This is a genomic window from Xanthobacter luteus (assembly GCF_040049235.1).
GTDB lineage: Bacteria > Pseudomonadota > Alphaproteobacteria > Rhizobiales > Xanthobacteraceae > Xanthobacter.
In genome coordinates this window covers 218,618-238,114 of sequence record NZ_JBDZDO010000002.1, presented here as the reverse complement: position 1 = coordinate 238,114, position 19,497 = coordinate 218,618, and the positions used below count along the sequence as shown (strand labels likewise).

Here is a 19,497-nt window from a genome sequence, read left to right as displayed (position 1 = left end):
GCGGCGTCCTCCCTCAATAGGAGCGGGGCAGACCGAGCACATGCTCGGCGAGATAAGACAGGATCATGTTGGTGGAGATGGGCGCCACCTGGTAGAGGCGGGTTTCCCGGAACTTGCGCTCCACGTCGTACTCCTGCGCGAAGCCGAAGCCGCCATGGGTCTGGAGGCAGGCATTGGCGGCCGCCCAGGAGGCGTCCGCGGCGAGCATCTTGGCCATGTTCGCCTCGGCGCCGCAATCGATGCCCGCCTCGTAGCGGCGCGCCGCCTCGTGCACCATCAGCTCGGCGGCGCGCATGTCGGCATAGGCCTTGGCGAGGGGAAACTGGACCCCCTGGTTCTGGCCGATGGGCCGGCCGAACAGCACCCGCTCGCCGGCATAGGCCGTGGCCTTCTCGATGAACCATTTGGCGTCGCCGATGCATTCGGCGGCGATCAGGATGCGCTCGGCGTTCATGCCCGAGAGGATGTAGCGGAAGCCCTTGCCCTCCTCGCCCACGAGGTTCTCCGCCGGCACCTTCACGTTGTCGAAGAACACCTCGGTGGTGGCGTGGTTCATCATGGTGCGGATGGGCCGGATGGTGAGGCCCTCGGTCTGCGCCGCGCGCATGTCGAGCAGGAACACGGACAGGCCGTCGGTCTTCTTCGCCACCGCCTCGCGCGGCGTGGTGCGGGCGAGCAGCAGCATCAAATCGGAATGCTCGGCCCGGCTGGTCCAGATCTTCTGGCCGTTCACCACATAATGGTCGCCCGCGCGCCGGGCGGTGGTCTTGAGCGCGGTGGTGTCGGTGCCGGAGGTCGGCTCGGTGACCCCGAACGCCTGCAGGCGCACCGTGCCGGCGGCGATTGGCGGCAGCCAGGTCTCCTTCTGCGCCGCGCTGCCGTGCCGCAGCACCGTGCCCATGGTGTACATCTGCGCATGGCAGGCCCCGCCGTTGCAGCCGGCGCGCTGGATCTCCTCCAGGATCGCCGCGGCGGCGGAGAGCGGCAATCCGGCGCCGCCATAGGCTTCCGGGATCAGCGCCGCGAGGAAGCCGGATTGCGTGAGCGCCTCCACGAAGGTGGACGGATAGGCCATCTCGCGGTCGAGCGCGCGCCAGTACGGCCCCGGAAAATCGGCGCACAGCCGGCGCACGGCGGCGCGGATGTCGGCGTAGCTCTCGGCGTGAGGGCTCGGCATCCCTTATCGTCTCCTCCCCGCTTCCGCCGCGCCGGCGCGGGCACCCCGCGCCCGGCCCCCGGCGGATCCTCTTTCCGTTCAGATCTTGTATTCGTAGAGCAGGCGGGCGCGGATGGTGCCTTCCAGCGCGCGGATGTCCTCCAGCACGCGCTGGCTGTCGGCGGCCGAGGCGTCGGCGTCGAGCACCACATAGCCGATGTCGGCCGCGGTCTCGTAATATTGCGCGGCGATGTTCACCTGGTGGCGCGCCAGCACCTCGTTGAGGCGCCCGAGCATGCCCGGCAGGTTGCGCTGCACCTGGATGAAGCGCGTGCCGAGCGGACGGGCCGGCAGCTGCACCTGGGGGAAGTTCACCGCCCCCACGGTCGAGCCGGAGTCGGAATACTCCACCAGCTTGCGCGCCACCTCGGCGCCGATGCGCTCCTGCGCCTCCTCCGTGGAGCCGCCGATGTGCGGCGTCAGGATGACGTTGTCGAGGCCCTGGAGCGGGGAGACGAAGCGCTCGCCATTGGCGCTCGGCTCCACCGGGAAGACGTCCACCGCCGCGCCGCGCAGCCGGCCCTCGCGCAGCGCCTCGGCGAGCGCATCGAGGTCCACCACGGTGCCGCGGCTGTTGTTGATGAAATAGGCGCCCGACTTCATGGCCGCGATCTCGGCGCGGCCGATCATGCCGTGGGTGGCGGCGGTCTCCGGCACATGCATGCTCACCACGTCGCTCTGGGCGAGCAGCTCGGCGAGGCTGTTCACCGGCTCGGTGTTGCCGTGGCGCAGCTTGTCCGTGAGATCGAAGAAGATCACCCGCATGCCCATGGCCTCGGCGAGGTTCGAGAGCTGCGAGCCGATATTGCCGTAGCCGACGATGCCGAGAGTCTTGCCGCGCACCTCCAGGCTGTTGGTGGCGGACTTGTCCCACTTGCCCTCGTGCGCCGCGCGCGAGCGCGCGGGGATGCGCCGCAGCAGCATGACGATCTCGCCGATCACCAGCTCGGCGACGCTGCGGGTGTTGGAGAACGGCGCGTTGAACACCGGGATGCCGTGGGCGCGGGTGGCGTCGACGTCCACCTGGTTGGTGCCGACGCTGAAGCAGCCGATGGCGATCAGCCGGTCCGCCGCCTCCAGCACCTGCGCCGTGATGTGGGTGCGCGAGCGGATGCCGAGGATGTGCACCCCCTTGATGGCCTCCTCCAGCGCCGCGCCGTCGAGCGCCTTGGTGAGGCGGGTGAGGTTGGTGTAGCCGGCGGCGTGCATCAGCGCGACGGCGCTGTCGTTGACGCCCTCGAGCAGCAGGACCTTGATCTTGTCCTTGGCCAGCGAGAGCTGCGGCATCTGGGATTGGCTGTCGTTCACGGGCTCGGCGTCCTTCGGCAGTGGGTGCGCCGACCGCGGGGAACCGGATCGGCCAGCCTCGTTCGGCTTGGCACGGTTCGATCGGCACGGTCACGGGCGCGTCCGCGGGATGGCGACCCGCGGCGGCGGGAACTTAGCGATTTTGCAGGCCGCGTCCAGAATTCCCCGGCATGGGGGCGGCGGCCACCTGCGGGCGGAGAAGCGCAAAGGCAGCAGCGCCAAGCCCGCTCCCGGCCCGCCCCCGCCGTCTCGGCGACGATATGCGCCACCCGTCGCTTGGCCGAAGACCCGTCCTGCCCAGGGGGAATCCGCTTGAGCTCGCCTGATCGCCTACTTCCCGCTCTCGCAGAAGCGCGGCGCGGCGGCGCGGGCGGAGGGGGGCCGCAGGCCGTTCCACCAGGCATCGAGGCTGGAGCGGGTGCAATCGAGCCGCACGCACAGGCCCTCGGTGAAGCGCAGCCAGTCCGCAAAGTGGGCGGCGGGCACCGGCAGCAGCACCGGCACGTCGTGCTCCACCGCGGCGCAGATCACGGCAACGAGGCCGCCGCCCGCGCGTTCGGCGGCGCCGAAGCGGTTGAGGATCAGGAGGTCCGGACGGCGGCGCGCCGCCTCCAGGAGCGACCCCTCGATGCGGCCGAGCGCGTCGCGCCAGTCGGGCGAATGGCACGCGCCGCAGCGTGCGACGGAGAGCTCCCGCCCCTCCGGAACGAGCATGAGGCCGGAGGCCCGTCCGTTGACGCGCGCAGGGCCCTGGATGACGCCGACCGCGTCGAAGCCGCGGGCGCCGAGGTCGGCGGCGAAGGTGGACAGGACGGCATCCGGCGCCTCGCCGGGCGCGAAGACCAGAGCGGCGACGTCGCTTTCCGCGTCGAACAGCGGGCCGGCCGGGGTCCCGGCGGCGCCGCGCGGGGCGCGGACGCGGGGTGCCGCCGGGCGGCTCATTGGGCGGCCACCGCGCCCTGGGCGGCCAGGGCTTCGAGCGCCGCCGCGAACGGCGCGAGCCCCGAGGTGCGCAGCGGGATGAACGGCTTCCCGGCCTCCCGGCACAGCCTCTTCACCTGCGAGGAAGCGAGGTGGCTGACGCAATCCACCGGGAAGAAGGCGATGTCGGCCTGGCTGACGAGGCCCGGCAGGAGGGTGACCGTCTCCTCCATGCCGCCGTCATGGGTGAGGAGCACGCTGCCCGCGCGCGCGGCGAAGGCGCGCAACTGGTCCAGCTGCCTGGGCCGCCCGCCCACATAGAGGAGACGCCGCCCGTCCAGCCCGCGCGGGCCTTCCTCCGCGAGCGCAGAGGATGCGGTGGACGGCAGGGCGCTCTCCAGCGCCTCCACCTCGCGCCGCAAGTCCTGCGCCGCGCGCTCCAGCGCCGCGATGCGGCGCGCGCCGGCGTCGAGTGCGGCATCGCGGGCTGCGAGCCGCTCGGCCAAAGCGGCGGAGCGGGCCTGCTCGTCGCCGAGCCGGCGCCGCAGCGCCTCGATCGCCTCGCCGTCCGGCGCCGGCGCCGACGCGGCCGCCTGCTCGAGCGCGTGGCGCAGGTCCGCCTTGAGCTGCGCGGTCTCGCGCCCCAGCGCGGCCTGGGCCGTGGCCATCTGGGACAGGCGCGCCTCCTGGCGGGCGATCTTCTCGTCGCGGGCGCCGAGCTCCGCCTCGAGCGCCCGCAGACGCTTGATGTCGGCGCGGTTGGACATGCCCATCAGGTGGGAGAGCATGTGCACCTCGCAGAACGCCTCGCGCGCCAGCGCCTGGTCGCTCAGGGGGTGGGTCAGGGTCGCCCAATAGGCGCCAGGCACCTCGCCCTTCGCCACGCTCTCGCGCCACAGCGCGCGCACCTCGTCCAGCGCCTGCGCCTTGGAGAAGCGGCGCACCTGCGCCTCGTGCTTCTTGTCGAGCAGCTTGTGGAGCAGCTTGCCCGGCAAATCGCGCCGGCCCGCCCCGGCGACCGCGAGCGAATGGATCTCGTGCTCGGAGGCGGTCTTGGCGAGCGGGTCCTTCAGCTTGCCGAAGAACTGGCGCAGGTCCGCGGTCGACAGGCAGGTGCCGATGACCGAGCAGTGCAGGTTCGAGGACAGCTCCCACAGCCGCTCCCGCCGTGCGCCGCCGGCCCGGTCCGCGCCGGCCGACAGATCGAGCGCCCTGCGCGAGGAGGGCAGGATGCCGGCGCGCTCGGCGAAATGGCCCAGCAGAACCGGGGACAGGACCGGTGAGGTGACCACGGCACAGCTCTTCGTAATATTATTACGGATATAACGATGCACCGGAGCACCCCGGGTCTGTCAAGGTGACGATGGGGTATTTTTGGCCTTTTTGCCGTTCGGCGGCGGAAATCGCTATGTTTGGACGGCTATTCTGCTGCCCGGGACTTGGCCGCCAGCTCGCCTTGCAGCGCATCGAGATGGACCGCCGCCGCCTGGGTCGCGGCACTCTCGATGGCGCGGTAGCGCGCGACCACAGACAGGCCGAACGGCGTGAGCACCGCGCCGCCGCCGCGCTTGCCGCCGGTCTGGGCCGACACCACCGGGCTCTCGAAGGTCCGGTTGAGATCCTCCACCAGCTCCCAGGCACGGCGGTAGGACATGTCCATGGCACGCCCAGCCGCGGAGATGGAGCCGAACGCCGCGATCTTCTCCAGAAGCTCGATCTTGCCAGGGCCAATCCGGAATTCGGGACCCAGGTCGATGCGCACGCTCAAGGACGCCATGGGGGGTGCTCGCGAATAGCGGGACACCGGCCGGCCCGCTTTCGAAACACTCTAGCAAAGGAAAGTGCCCCTTGTCGTTATTCCTGAACTAAAATAACGTTTCTCCATCCAGGAGGCCGCCATGTTGATCCGCCAGCTCGAATATCTCGTCGCCGTCGCCCGCGAGCGGCATTTCGGCCGGGCGGCCCACGCCTGCAACGTCTCGCAGCCGGCCCTGTCCACCGGCATCCGCAAGCTGGAGGAGGAACTGGGCCGCGCGCTGGTGATCCGCAGCCACCGCTATCAGGGCCTCACCCTGGACGGGGAGCGCGCGCTGATCTGGGCGCAGCGCATGGTGGCCGACTTCTCGGGCCTGCGCCAGGAATTGGGCGATCCCGGCGGCGGCCTCTGCGGGATGCTGCGCATCGGCGCCATCCCCGCCGCCCTGCCCTCGCTGCCGACGCTGGTGAATGCCTTCTGCGAGCGCCACCCCAAGGTGCGGGTCCAGGTGCAGTCGATGCCGTCCGCCGCCATCCAGCGCTCCCTCGACGAGAGGGAGATCGAGGCCGGCGTCACCTATCTGCACGCCGAGCCGCTGGCCCGGGTGCGCACCCGGCCGCTCTATGACGAGAGCTACGTCTTCGTCACCTGCACCCCATGGTTCGAGGGGCGCGACAGCCTGTCCTGGGCGGAAGCCGCGCGGCGCCCGCTTTGCCTGCCGACGCGCGACATGCAGCACCGGCGCATCATCGACCAGATCTTCGCCGAGGCCGGCATCGGCTGCGAGCCGCGCATCGAGGTCAACTCCTTCGAGGGCGTGTGGACCGTGATCCGCTCCGGCCCCTGGGGCGGCATCCTGCCGGCGAGCCACGGGCAGGCGTTCGCCGCGCAGGAACGGCTCCAGGTGCTCGCCCTCGTGGACCCCGTGCGCACCCAGCCTGTCGGGCTCGTGACCTCCGACCGCGATCCCGCCTCGCCGCTGGCCGACGCCTTCCTGCGCCAGGCGCCGCGCCTGCCGCGGGCGCCGGAGCGCGAGCTCCTCATCGCCTGAGGTCGGCGCTGCGGCGAAGAGGGGTGTCACCGCGCACAAAGCGGGCCGGCACGCCATATCCACCGCGCGCCAAAACGCGATAGGCTTCGCCTCCGTGCCCCTCTGCCGCCGGAGCCCGTCCTTGTCGAAGCCGGATGCCGCCGCCCCCTCCTTCCCCACCCCTTCCGCGCGCGAGACGTCGTCCGCGCGCGAGACGCCGCTGCTCGCTTATCTGCGACGCTGCCACCGGGACTTCGCGCAGGATCACTCCGGCGAGGTGGCGCAGTACATCCCCGAGCTCGGCAAGGCGGACCCGGACCATTTCGGCATCGCCGTCGCGACCATCGACGGCCACGTCTACGAGGCGGGCGACACCGACGTTCCCTTCACCATCCAGTCCATCTCCAAGGCCGGCGTGTTCGCGCTCGCGCTCGATTTGCTGGGACCCGGCCGGGTGGAGGCCGCGATCGGCGTCGAGCCCAGCGGCGAGGCGTTCAACTCCATCCGCCTCAGGCCCGACAACCGCCCGTTCAATGCCATGGTGAACACCGGCGCCATCGCCTGCTGCGGCCTCATCGCCACCGCCGAGGGCGACGGCACCTTCGAATTGATCCGCTCCACCCTGAGCCGCCTCGCCGGGCGCCCGCTCGTGGTGGACGAGGCGGTGTTCCAGTCCGAGCGCACCACCGGCGATCGCAACCGCGCCATCGCCTACCTTTTGCGCACCTATGGCGGCATCGCCGGCGACGTGGACCTTCTGCTCGACATCTATTTCCGCCAGTGCTCGGTGCTGGTGACCGCGCGCGACCTCGCGGTGATGGGCGCCTGCCTCGCCAATAACGGGGTCAACCCCATCACCGGCGACCAGGTGGTCTCCAATTACGCGGTCGCCCGCACGCTGGCGGTGATGAGCTCCTCCGGCATGTACGACTTCGCCGGCGAATGGATCTACCGCGTGGGGGTGCCGGCCAAGAGCGGGGTGGGCGGCGGCATCCTCGCCGCTTTGCCCTCCCAGCTCGGGCTCGGCACCTTCTCGCCGCGCCTCGACCAGCACGGCAACAGCGTGCGCGGCATCAGGACCTGCGAGGCCATGTCGGAGGCGTTCGACCTGCACATGCTCTCGCGCCAGGACGACGTGCGCGCCTGCGTGGTGGCGGACTACGACTTCCGCACCGTGCCCGCGCGGCCGGGCCGGCGCGCCGGCGAGCAGCGCATCCTCGACGACCGCTCCGGGGCGATCCGCGTGGTGGAGCTCGCCGGCAAGCTCTCCTTCGCCACCATGGACTACGTCACCCGCCGGCTGGCCGAACCGGCCCACCTGCCGGACTTCCTGATCCTGAACCTGCACCGCGTCGCCACCATCACGGACGCCGGCATGCGCCTGTTCACCCAGATGATCGAGCGCCAGATCCCGCCCTCCACCACGGTGGTCCTGTCCGGGGTGGACGGCCGCTCCCAGATCGGCCCACGCCTGCGCCGGCTGGCGCAGGACGGCGTGAAGGTGCGCGCCTTCCCGACCTACGACGCGGCGGTGGAATGGGCGGAGGACCAGGTGGTCTACCGCCATGGCGGGTTCTCCCGCGGCGCCGAGGAGGCGGACCTCTCCGGCCAGGCGCTTCTGGACGGCCTCGCGCCGGAGGAGGTCGCCGCCTTCGCCAGCCGCGGCACGCGGGTCGCCTTCGAGGCGGGCGTGCGCATCGTCTGCGCCGCCGAGCCGCTGCCCAAGGTCTATTTCCTGCTGCGCGGCATGGCGAGCGCGCGCTCCATGTCGGGCGTGCGGATTAGCACCATGATACCCGGGATGGCGTTCGGCGAGCTGGCCTTGATCGACCAGCCGCGCAGCGCCGACGTGTGGAGCGAGACCGAGGTGGTGTGCCTCGAGGTCGCCGCCGACGCGTTCGACGCCTTCTCTCTCAACCATCCGGCGGCGGGCCGGCGCATCATCCGCAACCTCGCGGCGCTGCTGGCGGCGCGCATGCGCATGGCGACCGCGCGCATCGACGCGCTGGCCGGCTGATCCACCTCCGGAACCCTCCGGACTTTACAACCCGCGGCGCCGCTTTCACTCTTCGCCCATAACAAGCCGCATCGGCCAGCGCGCCGAATGCGCAGCAGCCCTGGGGAGGGCGCACATGGCGGACGTGGTGAAGCAGCACGGGGGTGCCGTCACGGCGTTCCCGAAGGTGCGGCCGGTGTCGGTCGCGGATGTGATGGAGGCGCTGAAGGCCGGGGTCTCGGATTTCCGGACGGCGCCGGCCATCGGCCTGTTCTTCGGCGCCATCTATGCCCTCGGCGGCATGCTCATCTTCGCCACCGTGTTCGCGCTCGATCTCGGCTATCTCGCCTACCCGCTGGCCGCCGGATCGGTGCTGATCGGTCCGTTCGTGGCCGCGGGTCTTTATGAGGTGAGCCGGGAGATCGAGGCCGGGCGCCGGCCCAGCTTCTCCACCGTGATCCGCACCGCGCTCGCGCAAAGGAGCCGGGAGCTGGGCTGGATGGCCTTCGTCACCATCTTCGCCTTCATCATCTGGATGTATCAGGTGCGCCTGCTGCTCGCTCTGTTCCTGGGCTTCGCCTCGTTCGCCTCGCTCCAGGAATTCGCGCGGGTGCTGTTCACCACCGCGGACGGTCTCAGCTTCCTCGCCGTGGGCCACGTGATCGGCGCCGCGCTGGCGCTCGGGCTGTTCTCCATCACCGTCATCTCGTTCCCGCTGCTGATGGACCGGGACCTCGACGTGGTCACGGCCATGATCGTGAGCGTGCAGGCGGTGCTGGCGAGCCCCGGCCCGATGATCCTCTACGGCATCATCGTGGTGGCGCTGCTGGTGATCGCCGTGCTGCCAATGTTCCTCGGGCTGCTGGTGGCGCTGCCGGTGCTGGGGCACGCCACCTGGCACCTCTACCGCCGCGCCATCGTCCCGCCCGCGCCATAGCCCGCGCCTGAGACATCGCCGCGGCCGCCGCGCGCGCCGGGACCTAGGGCAAAGACGGTGGCAGCTTGCTTTGAGCGTGCTCTGCCGCGGGCTTGGCCTTGGCGCCCTTTGCCGCACCATCCTTCTTGGGGCTCGGCGGCTGAGACGCCGCGGCATCGGTCGTTGCGCCGGCGTCGGGCGGCGCGGCGGCGCGCTCCGTGCCTGAGACCTTGGATGGCTCGGTGGGGGGAGCCTTGGTCGTTCGTTTGGCCGATGCCTTGTCCGCGGCCCTGGCCGCGGCCTTGGCCGCAGATTTGGCCTCGGACTTGGCCTCGGACTTGGCCTCGGACTTGGCCTCGGACTTGGCCACGCCTTCGACGGCCGGCGCGGGCACCGGCGCGACCGCCGCGGCCTTGCGCGCCACGGCCGGCGCCGGCTTCACGGGAGCGCTGCTGCGCTTCTCCGCGAACTTCTGCGCCATCAGATCGCCGAAGGCGAGGATGAGCGCCTTCAGCTCCTCCTCCTGCACCGCCGCGGCCGCGCTCTCGATCGGAAACCAGAAGCCGAACCGCTGCGAGCGCTCCGGCCAGTTGCGCACCCGGCGCTTCACCTTCAGCGGGAACACGATCACGTCGCAGGGCACGGATCGGGTGGCGAGGCGCTTGTCGTAGGTGTAGAGGCCGAGCGGCTCGCGCGCCACCGTGCCGAGCAGTCCGGCCTCCTCGTAGGTCTCGCGCGCGGCCGCCTTCGGCGGCGTCATGCCCTTCATGGGCCAGCCCTTGGGGATCACCCAGCGCCGCGTCTCGCGGGAGGTGATGAGGCGCACCTCCACCGTTCCGTCCCGGCGCACCCGGTAAGGCAGAGCGGCATACTGGATGCGCCGTCCGTTCCGCTCGTTGATGCCCGACGCCATGGCCGACGCCCCGTCGAAGAAGCCCGCGATTCCCTCGCGAATCAGGGAGTGCGATGAGTTGGATTTTTCATTTACCACATCGCGCGGACCGGCAGGTGACGGGCTTCGCCCCCGCCGCCCCTCGCCCGGGCGGCCGCGCCGCTCACTGCGGCTCGATCTCGAACACGAACACCGCGCGGGCGCGCACCTCCACCTCGCCGGCCTCGATCGGCACCGCCGCGCGGGCGGCCTCCGCCTTCATCATCATCGGCGCCGGCATCACCGGCCCGAAATTGTCCGTGCGGGTGTCGATGCTGGCGATGCGCACGATGCGCACGCCCGCCGCCTTGGCGAGCGACTTCGCCTGGGCCATGGCGTCCCGCACGGCGGCGCCCTGCGCCTCCGCCTGCGCCGCATCGGGGTCGGCGAGGGTGAAGGTGAGGCCGGAGGCCTGGTTGGCGCCGGACTGGACCATCTTGTCGAGCAGCGCGCCGAGCTGGGCGAGGTCGCGCACCTTCACCCGCACGGTGTTGCGCGCCTCGAAGCCGATCACCCGCGGCGGCCCCGACTGGGCGCCGCTGGCATATTGGGGCGAGATGGAGAAATTGGCGGTGGCGATGTCCTTGGGCGCGATCCCCGCCTCCTTGATCACGGCGATGACGGCGGTCGCGGCCTTGGAATTGGCGGCCACCGCCTCGCCCGCGGTCTTGCCGGCGGTGACGACGCCGGTGGAGATGAGCGCCATGTCCGGCTCCGACGCGATGCGGCCCTCGCCCACCACCGTGAGCGTCGCCGCGGCGCGCGCGGGGAGCGGCGTTGCGGCGAGGAGCGCGAGCGCGCACAGCGCCCCGGAGACGATGCGCAGCGGGCGGGCAAGCGGGCCGTGGGCCCTGTCGAGGGGCATGGGAGATCCTCCATCGGATGACGCAGAGACACCACCTGCCGAACGCGGCGCCAGTGCGGCGCTCCGGTGGCGCAAGCCGTCGCGCCTGTGGGAAACCGCGCGGCGCCGCGCCGGCGGCTGGCCGGTCGGGCGCGCGCAACCGCTCGAAAAGCCGCCGGTTGTTCGATCCCGCCCCAATTGCTAGAGGAGACGACGCGCCGCGCCGCGCGCGGGCCCGTAGCTCAATGGTTAGAGCTGACCGCTCATAACGGTCTGGTTGTCGGTTCGAGTCCGGCCGGGCCTACCACATCGCGATCCGCCGGGGTTCGTCCCGGTTCGCAGAAGCCCGGTGATATCTCCACTTATCAATGGCTTATTTGTCGCGGTTCGCCGCCGACGTTCGTCACAGTTCGTTGGCACCCGCAAAATTTGATGGTACGAATGCTGGCACGAAATCGCGACTGCAGGCGACATACCATCAATGCCCCTGACTGACACCGCCGTGAGGAATGCGAAGGGCAAGGACCGGCCCTACAAGCTCAGCGACGGCGGCTGGCTCTTTTTGCTGGTGAACCCGGACGGCAAGCGATACTGGCGCGCCTCCTATCGCTTCGCCGGAAAGCAGAAGACGCTGGCAATTGGACCCTACCCCGCCATCTCGCTCGCGGAGGCGCGGAAGCAGCGCGACGCGCTCAAGGAGCAACTGGCCCAGGGGCTCGACCCGAGCGAGGCAAGAAAGGCCGACAAACGCGCGACCGCGTTGAACTCCAGCAGGACGTTCGAAGCCATCGGTCGGGAGTGGATCACTCTGAAGCTGCCGGGCTGGGTTCCGGCCTATTCCGAGCGGCTATTGAGCCGTTTGGATGCTGATGTGTTCCCGGCGCTCGGATCGCGCCCCATCGCTGATATCGAGCCGCCCGAGGTGCTGGAGGTCGTGCGGAAGATCGAAGCACGAGGCGCCGTCGAACTGGCGCGGCGCGAGATGCAGGTGATTGGGCAGATCTTCCGATTTGCCATTGCCAGCGGGCGTGCCAGCCGCGATCCGACCCAGGACCTTCGCGGCGCGCTCAAGTCGCCGGGCCGGCCGAAACACCGCCGTGCCCTCCCCCGCGAGGACCTCCCGGACTTTCTCCAGGCGCTCGACGCCTATGACGGCGAACCGATGACCAAGCTTGCCCTGAAGCTAATGGTCCTCACGTTCGTTCGCACGACAGAGTTGCGAGCGGCTCGATGGTCGGAATTCGAGGGGCTCGATGGAAAGGAGCCGCTTTGGCGCATCCCAGCGGCCCGCATGAAGATGAGGTTCGAACACCTCGTGCCGCTCGCGCCCCAGGCGGTTGCGGTGCTGAACGAACTGCGTCCCTTGGACGGCCGGAGCGCGCAACTGTTCCCCTCCCCTGGCAAGGAGGGCTTCATGTCGAACAACACGATGCTCTTTGCCATGTATCGCATGGGTTATCACGGCCGGGCGACGGTTCACGGCTTCCGCGGCGTGGCCTCCACCTGGCTCAACGAAGCCGGCTATGACTCCGACTGGATCGAGCGGCAGCTGGCCCATGATGAGCGGAATGAGGTGCGCGGCGCCTACAACAGCGCTCAGTACCTGACCGGCCGTCGGCAGATGATGTGCGACTGGGCTGACTTCTTGGACGCCCAGAAGCGCAAGGGCGCCAGCGAGAACAGCTAGGGAGCTTCCCGGCTGTCACCAGCCCAAGTTCGCACGTTGGGGGTGCGAACCTTCCTGCGAACCTGCATCAGGCTCGCCCGTTCTGGCGAGCAAATCCAAAGCCCAGCAACCGGAGTTTTCCGGAGCGCCGAGCACCTCATCCAGATCCTATCCGAGAGCCCTGCATTTCCCCTGTTGATGCAGGGATGGCCGAGGTGCGAACCAATGCGGCGCGCGGGTTCGCGCGTTAGGGGTGCGTACCTAGTGCGTACCCAGCGGAAGCTGCGACTCGTCCGGCGAATTGAGTAGTGCTAGCGTGACCTTCTCAACCTGGGGAGGATGGAATGTCAGATAAGGCACCAGTCGTGCACATAGGCGAGAACTCGCCGGAGCAGGTCGCTTACAAGCTGCTGGGCGCCGTGGCCCACGCTGAAGGCAAGCTCGTGAATGGCCTCGTTCACGCCAAGGAAAAGGCCACACGCGAATGGATCCTCGACACCTACGCCGAGTGCCTACAGGCTACTCTGAATCACCGTTCTCTGAAGCGGTGATGAAGTCGAGGTAGATCTGCGCCCGCTCGACGACCATCTGCGCCGGGCCGCCCTCGCCATTCGCCAGCTTCAGGCACTCCATCCGGAGGGCCGGCGCGTCGCGGCTGAAGGTGGACCAGTTTGCCCCAACCGACGCGCCTTCAGCACTGCCGAAGGTCGAGGCGCCCTCCCCGGCGCCCATGACTTGGCCGATGGTAGCGAAGCCCTTCTCGTAAGTCTTGGACATGGTGATCTCCTATGAAGTGGGGAAATGGCGTTAAAGCCGCCGCGTTATCGCTTTCCGCCCTACTCGTTTCCTGCGGAGATACGGAGGATGCTCGGCGCTTTGCGTTTGAGAAGTTCATCACCAACAATCGAGTTGGATCTGCCCCGGACTACTGGCTTGTGAAATACAACGCCTTGTCTCAATATGAACGTGTTGCTCTTGTATTCGGATTCATGGAAGATTTTGCCTTCTGCCAAGAAGTGGCCGAATTGTATATGAGAAAATACCCGATGGATCACTATTCCTGCGAGAAGGCAAACTAGACCGTTCACTTAGAGCCGCCTTCTCGATCTATGGCTCCCATCCCCGACGCGCGCAGGATCGCCTTGCGCAATTCGAGCGACTGGCGCGGGTTCTTGGCTAGCGCCCTGTCCAGCAGCAGCGAGGCAAGCTTCGGGTCCAGCATCGCATCCCGGAGGATCGTGTCGGCGCTCTTGATGCCGGCATTGCGCATGGCGCCAGCGAGCGCAATGACTACAGCGCCAGCCACGCCCGGAACAACGCCAGTGGTGAGGCCCACCGCGCCGCCCATGGCGCCCGCGCGCGTCAGGATCGACAGGAGGGACTGAGGCTCGCCAGTCGTCGCCCGAGCCGCCGCCAAGGCGTCGGGGGCGGTGTTGGACTGGCCCGGAACGCGGGCCGCCGTGTTGGAGCGGTTCGCCCGGTGGAGGTCGGCCGCAATCCGGCTCATCATCTCCACCTCGGGATCGGTAAAGACGACGCGCAGCGTGTTGCGGCTCGACTTCACAAACTCCTGGAACTGGTTCGAGCGCAAGAGGTTCTGTTCGGTGGTCGCCCCTTCGACGTTCGAGACGAAGCGGCGGTTGATATGCTCGGCCACCGCCTTGCGGAGACCCTGGCGCGCATCGGGGTTGCCGGCCGTCTCCCGGACCAGCTTGCGCATCTGAGCAACCGCGTCCTGCCGGCCGAAGATGCCCCCGACCGTCTTCACCACGTCCTGGGGGTCATCCACGCCAAGCAGCTTGGCGACGGTGCCGGCCTGGAAGCCCTCTAGCGCCTCCTTCCTGGCGATGGCCAAATTTGCCACCGCTTCGGCGGCGGAGGTGGGCTCGGCAAGCATGCGGTCCACCTCGGGAAGGGCGCGCAGGGCGTCCTTATGCCGGGCGCGCCACATTTCGACCTTCTTCGGGTCCAGCGTGCCGGCGATGTCGCCGCTCTTCACCTCGGCGAAGTCGCGCAGCCGGTTGATGGCGTAGTCCTGAAGGATGGCCTGCGCCCGCCCGTCGCCGAGGGCGCGCACGAAGTTTGTCACGCTCTCATAGCCGCCTGGGCCGGATCGGAAAACCCGCCCGCCGACATCTCCGTCCAGGACGCCTTCCGGGATGATCCGCGCCTCGTTCAGGAGCCGGGAAGCCCGCTCGGCCGTTCCGATGGATCGCAGGAAGTCAGGGGCCGCCCGCAGGGCGTCGGCATACTTGGCCCGCCACCGGCCGTAGGCGTCGGGGTCGAGCGTGCCGTTCGGGCCCGTCGCCGTGCGGCGAAGGTCGGCCACAGCCGCTTGCTGAAGGAGATGGACCGCGGCGGCATCGTCACCAACCGCCCGGCGGAAGGCTTGGACCGCTTGGAAGCCCTCAAGGCCCGGCCGGAACAGGGCGCCAGGCACCGCACTTTCCGAAAGCCGGTAGCGATCCGCAGGGCCAGACGATTCAAGGACGCGACCAACGGGGCCAGTGTCGAACGTCTCGGCTCGCTCGCGCGTGGCCGCGTTCGCGGTCCTCATTCGGGCGAGGTCTTCTTCCCCAAAAACGGAAGCAGGCTCCATCCGTGGCGGCGGAACTCCCTCACCTCCCGGAGAACCGCCAAGTCCCCGTCCCGTTTCCCCTCGTGCTCCAGGTGATCCAGGATTGCTTCCCACTCCTCCGGCGGGAACCTCAGGAGCACCCGAGCCATCCCCCGGCCCCATACCCCGCCATCCGGCTCCTGCCCCCGCGGCGGATTCACCGGAGGTTCCGAGGTCTCGGGGGGCGGATCGCTGGACATTAGGCGCTCGCGCTCGATCCAGAAGGTTAGGGACGACCGACGACGGCGGCCCGTCACCATAAAGCGCAGCCTCTTGGTTCAGCAAGTCAAGGGCGGCCCGCCGCGAACGCAAAGGGACGCCTTGCTCCGCCGCCAGGCGCGTGATGGACTCGGCGATGCGGGCGGCTTCCTCCCGCTCGGGGCTCGCGTGCATCGCGATCCACCAATCAGGATCGCGCCCGTTCGCGGCCTCAGAAATCCAATCGAGGATCTGGTTTTCGTCCGGCCGCTCGCGCATGCCGCTGCGTTCGGCAATGGAGATGCCGAGTTCGTCCACACTCCGGCCGCCGGTGCTCAGGATGCCGCCATAGCGACGATCAGCAGCGTCCAGAACGGCAGTCACATTCGCATCCGGGAGCACGCCACCGCGGGCCGCGACCCACCTCAGGAAAGAGGGAGGGCGATAGGGCGCGCGCCGGCCGAGGGCGATATCCGCCGCCTCTACCATCACAGCGTCCGGCTTGGGCGCGCCCGCGCGCGCCGCGACATCACCCTGCGCCGGAGCGCGGGCCATCGGGACAGGCCCCGGCCAGTCCCCAGCCCCACCACCAGACGCCACCGCCTGCACCCGGTCAAGCAAGGTGTCTTCCAGGTCCACCGCGCCACTCGCGACGAGCTGGGCTTCGTTCTCGGCCTGCCGGAGAACTGCCGTCTCCAGGTCGCGCTCTATTGCACCTTGAAGCCGCGCCAGGCGAGCATATTTGACCGTCCGCCCATTGGCCCGGCGCTCCTCCCAGGCGGCATCCCGAAGCCGGCTCCGTAGCGCCGCGAGTTCCCGGTAAGGGGTGGCCTGCCCGGCATACTGGTTCGCAACCGACAGGATTGCAGCCTCTTCCCCTTCGATCGGTCGGGCCGACCTGGGCAACGAGGCGGCCACCTCGCGTGCCGTCCTCGCCGTCTCGTTCGCGGAAAGAGCCAGCCGGCCGTCAGGATCAACGGCCTCGTGAAGAGCATTCTCCCGCTGCTTCATGACCTCGCGCGCATCGGCCAGCCGGTTGCGCAGAGCGCCGCCATAGAATTCCGGTGTGTCGAGCCCGCCCATGGCGCGCGTCGCGGCCTGCGCCTCGGCCTCGGCGCTTTGCACAATAGGCCGCTCGATGTCCCTCAGGGCCGCGCCATAGGCTTCCGGCGGCAGATCGCCTCCAAGGGCGCGCGTCCCCTCCACCGCCCGCGTAGTGGCGCCGGAGATGGCCGCGCTCGTCTCCTCATCGATCCGGGCGAGTTGCTCGCGAAGAGCCTGAGAGACCTGTTCCGGGTAGCCCGTGGGCTGGATCGCGTCCAGCGCCTCACGGCGGGCGATGTTCTGTTCGGCCGTGCGCTGCTGGAAGGCGGGCTGATCCTTGGCCGCGACACCCCGCTCTAGGCCCGCCAGCCCCATGTCCCCCGTCGCCTGGAAGGTGGTCGGCTGGGAGCCGGGAATAATCTCGGTGCCGCCTTCGTCGAGCGCCTCGCGCACCGCATAGGGATCGCTCGCCGCATCCCGGAGGGTGGCCCCGGCGGCGCGCTCCTGGGCTGCCCGCGTCGGCAGGAGCCGATCCGCGCCCATCCGGACACCCTCGCTCACCGCCCGAGGCGCCACAGCGAGCCCGGCGCCGGCCACACCACCGGCCACGTTGCCGGCCAGTTCGCCGAGCGGGCGGAACTTCTCCCCACCCTGTTCGGCCGCGATATCCCCCGTAACAGCACCGACACCGCCTCCCGTACCGCCGATGGTCAAATTTGCCACGAAGTTGGCGGGGTTCCGCGCCTCGCCGAACAGGGGGGCGAGCGCCTCAAGGGCGCCCTCCCGCAGCAGGCCGGCACGCGCCAGCCCCACAATGACGGCGGAAGGCGCCAGCATGGATCCGACGCCCGCGCCGACGCCGCGCGCAACCCGCTCTTCCACCGTGTTCGCCTGCACCTTCGCGGGATCGTTGACGCCGATGGATTCCATGGCCCGCGTGATCGAGCCTTTGCCTCCCACCGGCTCCTTGATCTCCTGCACTGGGGCGCCGTGCGCGGATCGGACCTGCCGCCCCGCTTCATTCAAGGCGCCGGTCGCGGCATCGACGGGGAGGCCGGCCACGGTGAACAGGAAATCGTTGGCGCCAGCAGTCAAATTGTTCCAGACGCCATCCGGCCCTTCACCTCGGGCGCCACCTTCCGGGCCGGGCGGCTGCTCCGGCTTGTCCGCCATCGGAATGCCCATGGCGTCCCACTGCTCCGGAGACTTCCGGCGCTGGCCCGCGACGGTCGCCTGCCGCAGTTTCGCCCGGTAGTTCTCGCGGGTCAGATCATCAGCCGAGGGCGCATCCGCAGGAGCTGCCCCCGAGGGCGACACCTCGCTATCGGCCATCGTAATGCCCGGCTCATCCAGCACGAATCCGGGGGGGAGCCCTGGGTTGACAGGTTCGTCAAGCACGAACCCCGGAGGAAGTTCACCGGCCATAGGGCACCCACTGTCCGTTGCGGAATTGGACTTTTTCGCCAGTCTGCGGATTGGTCGCGGTGGCGCCCTCACGCTGACCAGCCTTCGCGCCGCCGCTGGCGCCGGTTTTGACGCCGCCCTGCGCCGACGCGGCGTCGTCTGGCGGGAGCGGGACCACCATCCGGTCAACGTCGAGCGGCTCCAGGCCGTTGTCGGCGCGGCGCTGCTGGATCACGTTCCGCCGGTACTCGGCCGCAACCTTGTTGAGACGGGTGATTTCCGCAATCCGCTGCTTCACCACCTTCGGATCATTGATGTTCTTGATAAGTTCGTCCCAGGCGCGGACTGCATCGCCTTCCGTCTGGACGCCCTTATTCAGGCGCAGGGTGTCGTTCCGAAGCTTTTCCAAAGTGGCCTGGAATGACGCATAGTTGCGGGATTCCGCGCTGCTCAGTCCAGCCGCGTTCTTGGCCCCCGAGATGAAGTTCGAAAGCGGGCCGAGCTGGAGAGAGCCGGTGTCGATCTGCTTCGAGAACCGATCGAGGGTGTCGTTGATGCTGGTGATGCTCTGCACCCCGTAGAGGTCTTCAGCTTCGGCATTCTGGATCGTGGCCGGGACGGGCTTCTTGGGCGGCACCTTCACGCCGCCGATGGGCGTGACGGCGCCCGTGGCAGGATTGACGATGGCCGCCCGAGGCTGACCCGTCGTCTCGTCGTAGACCTCCGTCACGACTGGCTTGCCGGTGAGGCCCGCCTGCCGCTTCTGCGTCTCCACCAGGAGATCATGGGCGGTCTTGTCCTTGTAAAGGCCGAGGGCGTTGTCTCGCTCGCGCGCCGACCGGCGCACGTCGATCATCTCTTTCAGCCGGACTTCGGGCGCATAGACCGACGCCACCCCCATCATGAAGTCCTCGGGCGTCTTGAAGGTCGCCGCATAGCTCTTGCCCGAGCCGTCGCGATAGTCCACCGCCCAGCCGGCGGACTGCCCTTTGTCGTCAGCGAGCTTGCGCGTTCCGATATAGGTGTATCCGGCCGGGCCATAGCCGGGCACGGTGGCGAGCTTGCCGAAGGCGCCGAGCGCACCGTCCATATCGCCCGACTGCGCCGACATGAGCGCCTGCCGGAAAAAGGAGCGGCCTTGACGGGTATTCTCCGCCTCGGCCAACTCGCCCGCCTCCTTCGCCGATGTCAGGTCGCCGCGCTGGGCAAACTCCTGTTGCATCTGGGGAAGGATCTTGCCGGTGAAAAACGTGTTCCACTGGTCCTCAGACGCCTTGCCCGCCGCAACGTCGGCATCAAACTGCGCCCGGCCATCAGTCTTTATCTTGTCGATGGCCTCGCGGTCCTGCCGCTTCTGATTGACGGCCTCGAACTTCTGCCCGAGCCCATAGCCGCCTGCGAACCCTTGGGCGAATGCGCCCATGCCAACGCCGAAGCCAGCCATCACGCATTCCCTTCGGCACGGTGGTGAGGAGCGCCCGCCTTGGTAAGGTCCGCCGCGGCTGAGTTCGCGGCCAAATCCCGCGCGACGGCCTGGCGGATGAGTTCCGCGAACGTGATGCCGCGCCGCTCGGCCTCGGCACGCACGCTCGCGTGGAAGCCTTCAGGGGCGCGGAAATTGAGAAGTTCACTCTTTCGGGCGGAGTTCAT

17 protein-coding genes and 1 tRNA gene are annotated in these 19,497 nt (G+C 69.1%); 7 read left to right on the top strand and 11 right to left on the bottom strand.

Annotated elements, in window-relative coordinates; genetic code table 11:
- Nucleotides 1-13 precede the first annotated feature (13 nt).
- From ABLE88_RS09695 to ABLE88_RS09675, 5 genes are all read right to left on the bottom strand, one after another.
- Nucleotides 14-1,177, bottom strand: a complete 1,164-nt coding sequence (locus ABLE88_RS09695) for an acyl-CoA dehydrogenase family protein (RefSeq protein ID WP_348831331.1) — start codon at nucleotides 1,175-1,177, stop codon at nucleotides 14-16.
- 78 nt (nucleotides 1,178-1,255) lie between these two features.
- Nucleotides 1,256-2,503, bottom strand: coding sequence for a phosphoglycerate dehydrogenase (gene serA / locus ABLE88_RS09690; protein WP_348831644.1), 1,248 nt, complete (start codon nucleotides 2,501-2,503; stop codon nucleotides 1,256-1,258).
- A 351-nt stretch (nucleotides 2,504-2,854) separates the two neighbouring features.
- Nucleotides 2,855-3,466, bottom strand: a complete 612-nt coding sequence (locus ABLE88_RS09685; RefSeq protein WP_348831330.1) for a DUF2478 domain-containing protein — start codon at nucleotides 3,464-3,466, stop codon at nucleotides 2,855-2,857.
- Nucleotides 3,463-4,737 (bottom strand): DUF2325 domain-containing protein, encoded by a 1,275-nt coding sequence (locus tag ABLE88_RS09680; protein WP_348831329.1) that lies wholly within the window; start codon nucleotides 4,735-4,737, stop codon nucleotides 3,463-3,465. The genes ABLE88_RS09685 and ABLE88_RS09680 overlap by 4 nt, the downstream gene beginning before the upstream one ends.
- Nucleotides 4,738-4,865: 128 nt before the next feature.
- Nucleotides 4,866-5,222, bottom strand: a complete 357-nt coding sequence (locus ABLE88_RS09675; protein WP_348831328.1) for a winged helix-turn-helix domain-containing protein — start codon at nucleotides 5,220-5,222, stop codon at nucleotides 4,866-4,868.
- Nucleotides 5,223-5,343: 121 nt separating this feature from the next.
- Between ABLE88_RS09675 and ABLE88_RS09670 the strand changes: the two genes are divergently transcribed.
- The 3 genes from ABLE88_RS09670 to ABLE88_RS09660 all read left to right on the top strand — a co-directional run bounded on the left by ABLE88_RS09670 (nucleotide 5,344) and on the right by ABLE88_RS09660 (nucleotide 9,164).
- Nucleotides 5,344-6,252, top strand: coding sequence for a LysR family transcriptional regulator (locus ABLE88_RS09670; RefSeq protein WP_348831327.1), 909 nt, complete (start codon nucleotides 5,344-5,346; stop codon nucleotides 6,250-6,252).
- A 121-nt stretch (nucleotides 6,253-6,373) separates the two neighbouring features.
- Nucleotides 6,374-8,248, top strand: a complete 1,875-nt coding sequence (glsA, locus tag ABLE88_RS09665) for a glutaminase A (protein ID WP_348831326.1) — start codon at nucleotides 6,374-6,376, stop codon at nucleotides 8,246-8,248.
- A gap of 115 nt (nucleotides 8,249-8,363) precedes the next feature.
- The gene (locus ABLE88_RS09660) at nucleotides 8,364-9,164 is read left to right on the top strand and encodes a DUF2189 domain-containing protein (protein WP_348831325.1); all 801 of its coding nucleotides are present in this window, start codon (nucleotides 8,364-8,366) and stop codon (nucleotides 9,162-9,164) included.
- A gap of 43 nt (nucleotides 9,165-9,207) precedes the next feature.
- Here the strand turns inward: ABLE88_RS09660 and ABLE88_RS09655 are convergent, their stop codons facing one another.
- Nucleotides 9,208-10,056, bottom strand: a complete 849-nt coding sequence (locus ABLE88_RS09655; protein WP_348831324.1) for an NUDIX hydrolase — start codon at nucleotides 10,054-10,056, stop codon at nucleotides 9,208-9,210.
- Between the two features lie 142 nt (nucleotides 10,057-10,198).
- Entirely contained in the window at nucleotides 10,199-10,939 is a 741-nt protein-coding gene (locus tag ABLE88_RS09650; RefSeq protein ID WP_348831323.1) for an SIMPL domain-containing protein, read from the bottom strand.
- A gap of 210 nt (nucleotides 10,940-11,149) precedes the next feature.
- On the opposite strand from ABLE88_RS09650, the gene ABLE88_RS09645 reads away from it, so the two are divergent.
- From ABLE88_RS09645 to ABLE88_RS09635, 3 genes are all read left to right on the top strand, one after another.
- Nucleotides 11,150-11,225 (top strand) — tRNA-Ile (locus ABLE88_RS09645).
- Nucleotides 11,226-11,399: 174 nt separating this feature from the next.
- Nucleotides 11,400-12,605, top strand: a complete 1,206-nt coding sequence (locus ABLE88_RS09640) for a tyrosine-type recombinase/integrase (protein ID WP_348831322.1) — start codon at nucleotides 11,400-11,402, stop codon at nucleotides 12,603-12,605.
- A 323-nt stretch (nucleotides 12,606-12,928) separates the two neighbouring features.
- A complete protein-coding gene (locus ABLE88_RS09635) occupies nucleotides 12,929-13,135 on the top strand; it encodes a hypothetical protein (RefSeq protein WP_348831321.1) in 207 nt (68 codons plus the stop codon).
- Here ABLE88_RS09635 and ABLE88_RS09630 read toward each other — a convergent pair.
- A complete protein-coding gene (locus ABLE88_RS09630) occupies nucleotides 13,104-13,361 on the bottom strand; it encodes a hypothetical protein (protein WP_348831320.1) in 258 nt (85 codons plus the stop codon). The two genes, ABLE88_RS09635 and ABLE88_RS09630, sit on opposite strands and share 32 nt — an antisense overlap.
- Nucleotides 13,362-13,372: 11 nt before the next feature.
- On the opposite strand from ABLE88_RS09630, the gene ABLE88_RS09625 reads away from it, so the two are divergent.
- The gene (locus ABLE88_RS09625; RefSeq protein ID WP_348831319.1) at nucleotides 13,373-13,663 is read left to right on the top strand and encodes a hypothetical protein; all 291 of its coding nucleotides are present in this window, start codon (nucleotides 13,373-13,375) and stop codon (nucleotides 13,661-13,663) included.
- A 5-nt stretch (nucleotides 13,664-13,668) separates the two neighbouring features.
- Here the strand turns inward: ABLE88_RS09625 and ABLE88_RS09620 are convergent, their stop codons facing one another.
- From ABLE88_RS09620 to ABLE88_RS09610, 3 genes are read right to left on the bottom strand one after another with little or no spacing between them, the layout of a single operon-like run.
- Nucleotides 13,669-17,799, bottom strand: coding sequence for a hypothetical protein (locus ABLE88_RS09620; RefSeq protein ID WP_348831318.1), 4,131 nt, complete (start codon nucleotides 17,797-17,799; stop codon nucleotides 13,669-13,671).
- Nucleotides 17,800-17,857: 58 nt separating this feature from the next.
- Nucleotides 17,858-19,291, bottom strand: coding sequence for a hypothetical protein (locus ABLE88_RS09615; protein WP_348831317.1), 1,434 nt, complete (start codon nucleotides 19,289-19,291; stop codon nucleotides 17,858-17,860).
- Nucleotides 19,291-19,497: a hypothetical protein gene (locus ABLE88_RS09610; RefSeq protein WP_348831316.1), complete on the bottom strand. Its 207-nt coding sequence runs from the start codon at nucleotides 19,495-19,497 to the stop codon at nucleotides 19,291-19,293. The genes ABLE88_RS09615 and ABLE88_RS09610 overlap by 1 nt, the downstream gene beginning before the upstream one ends.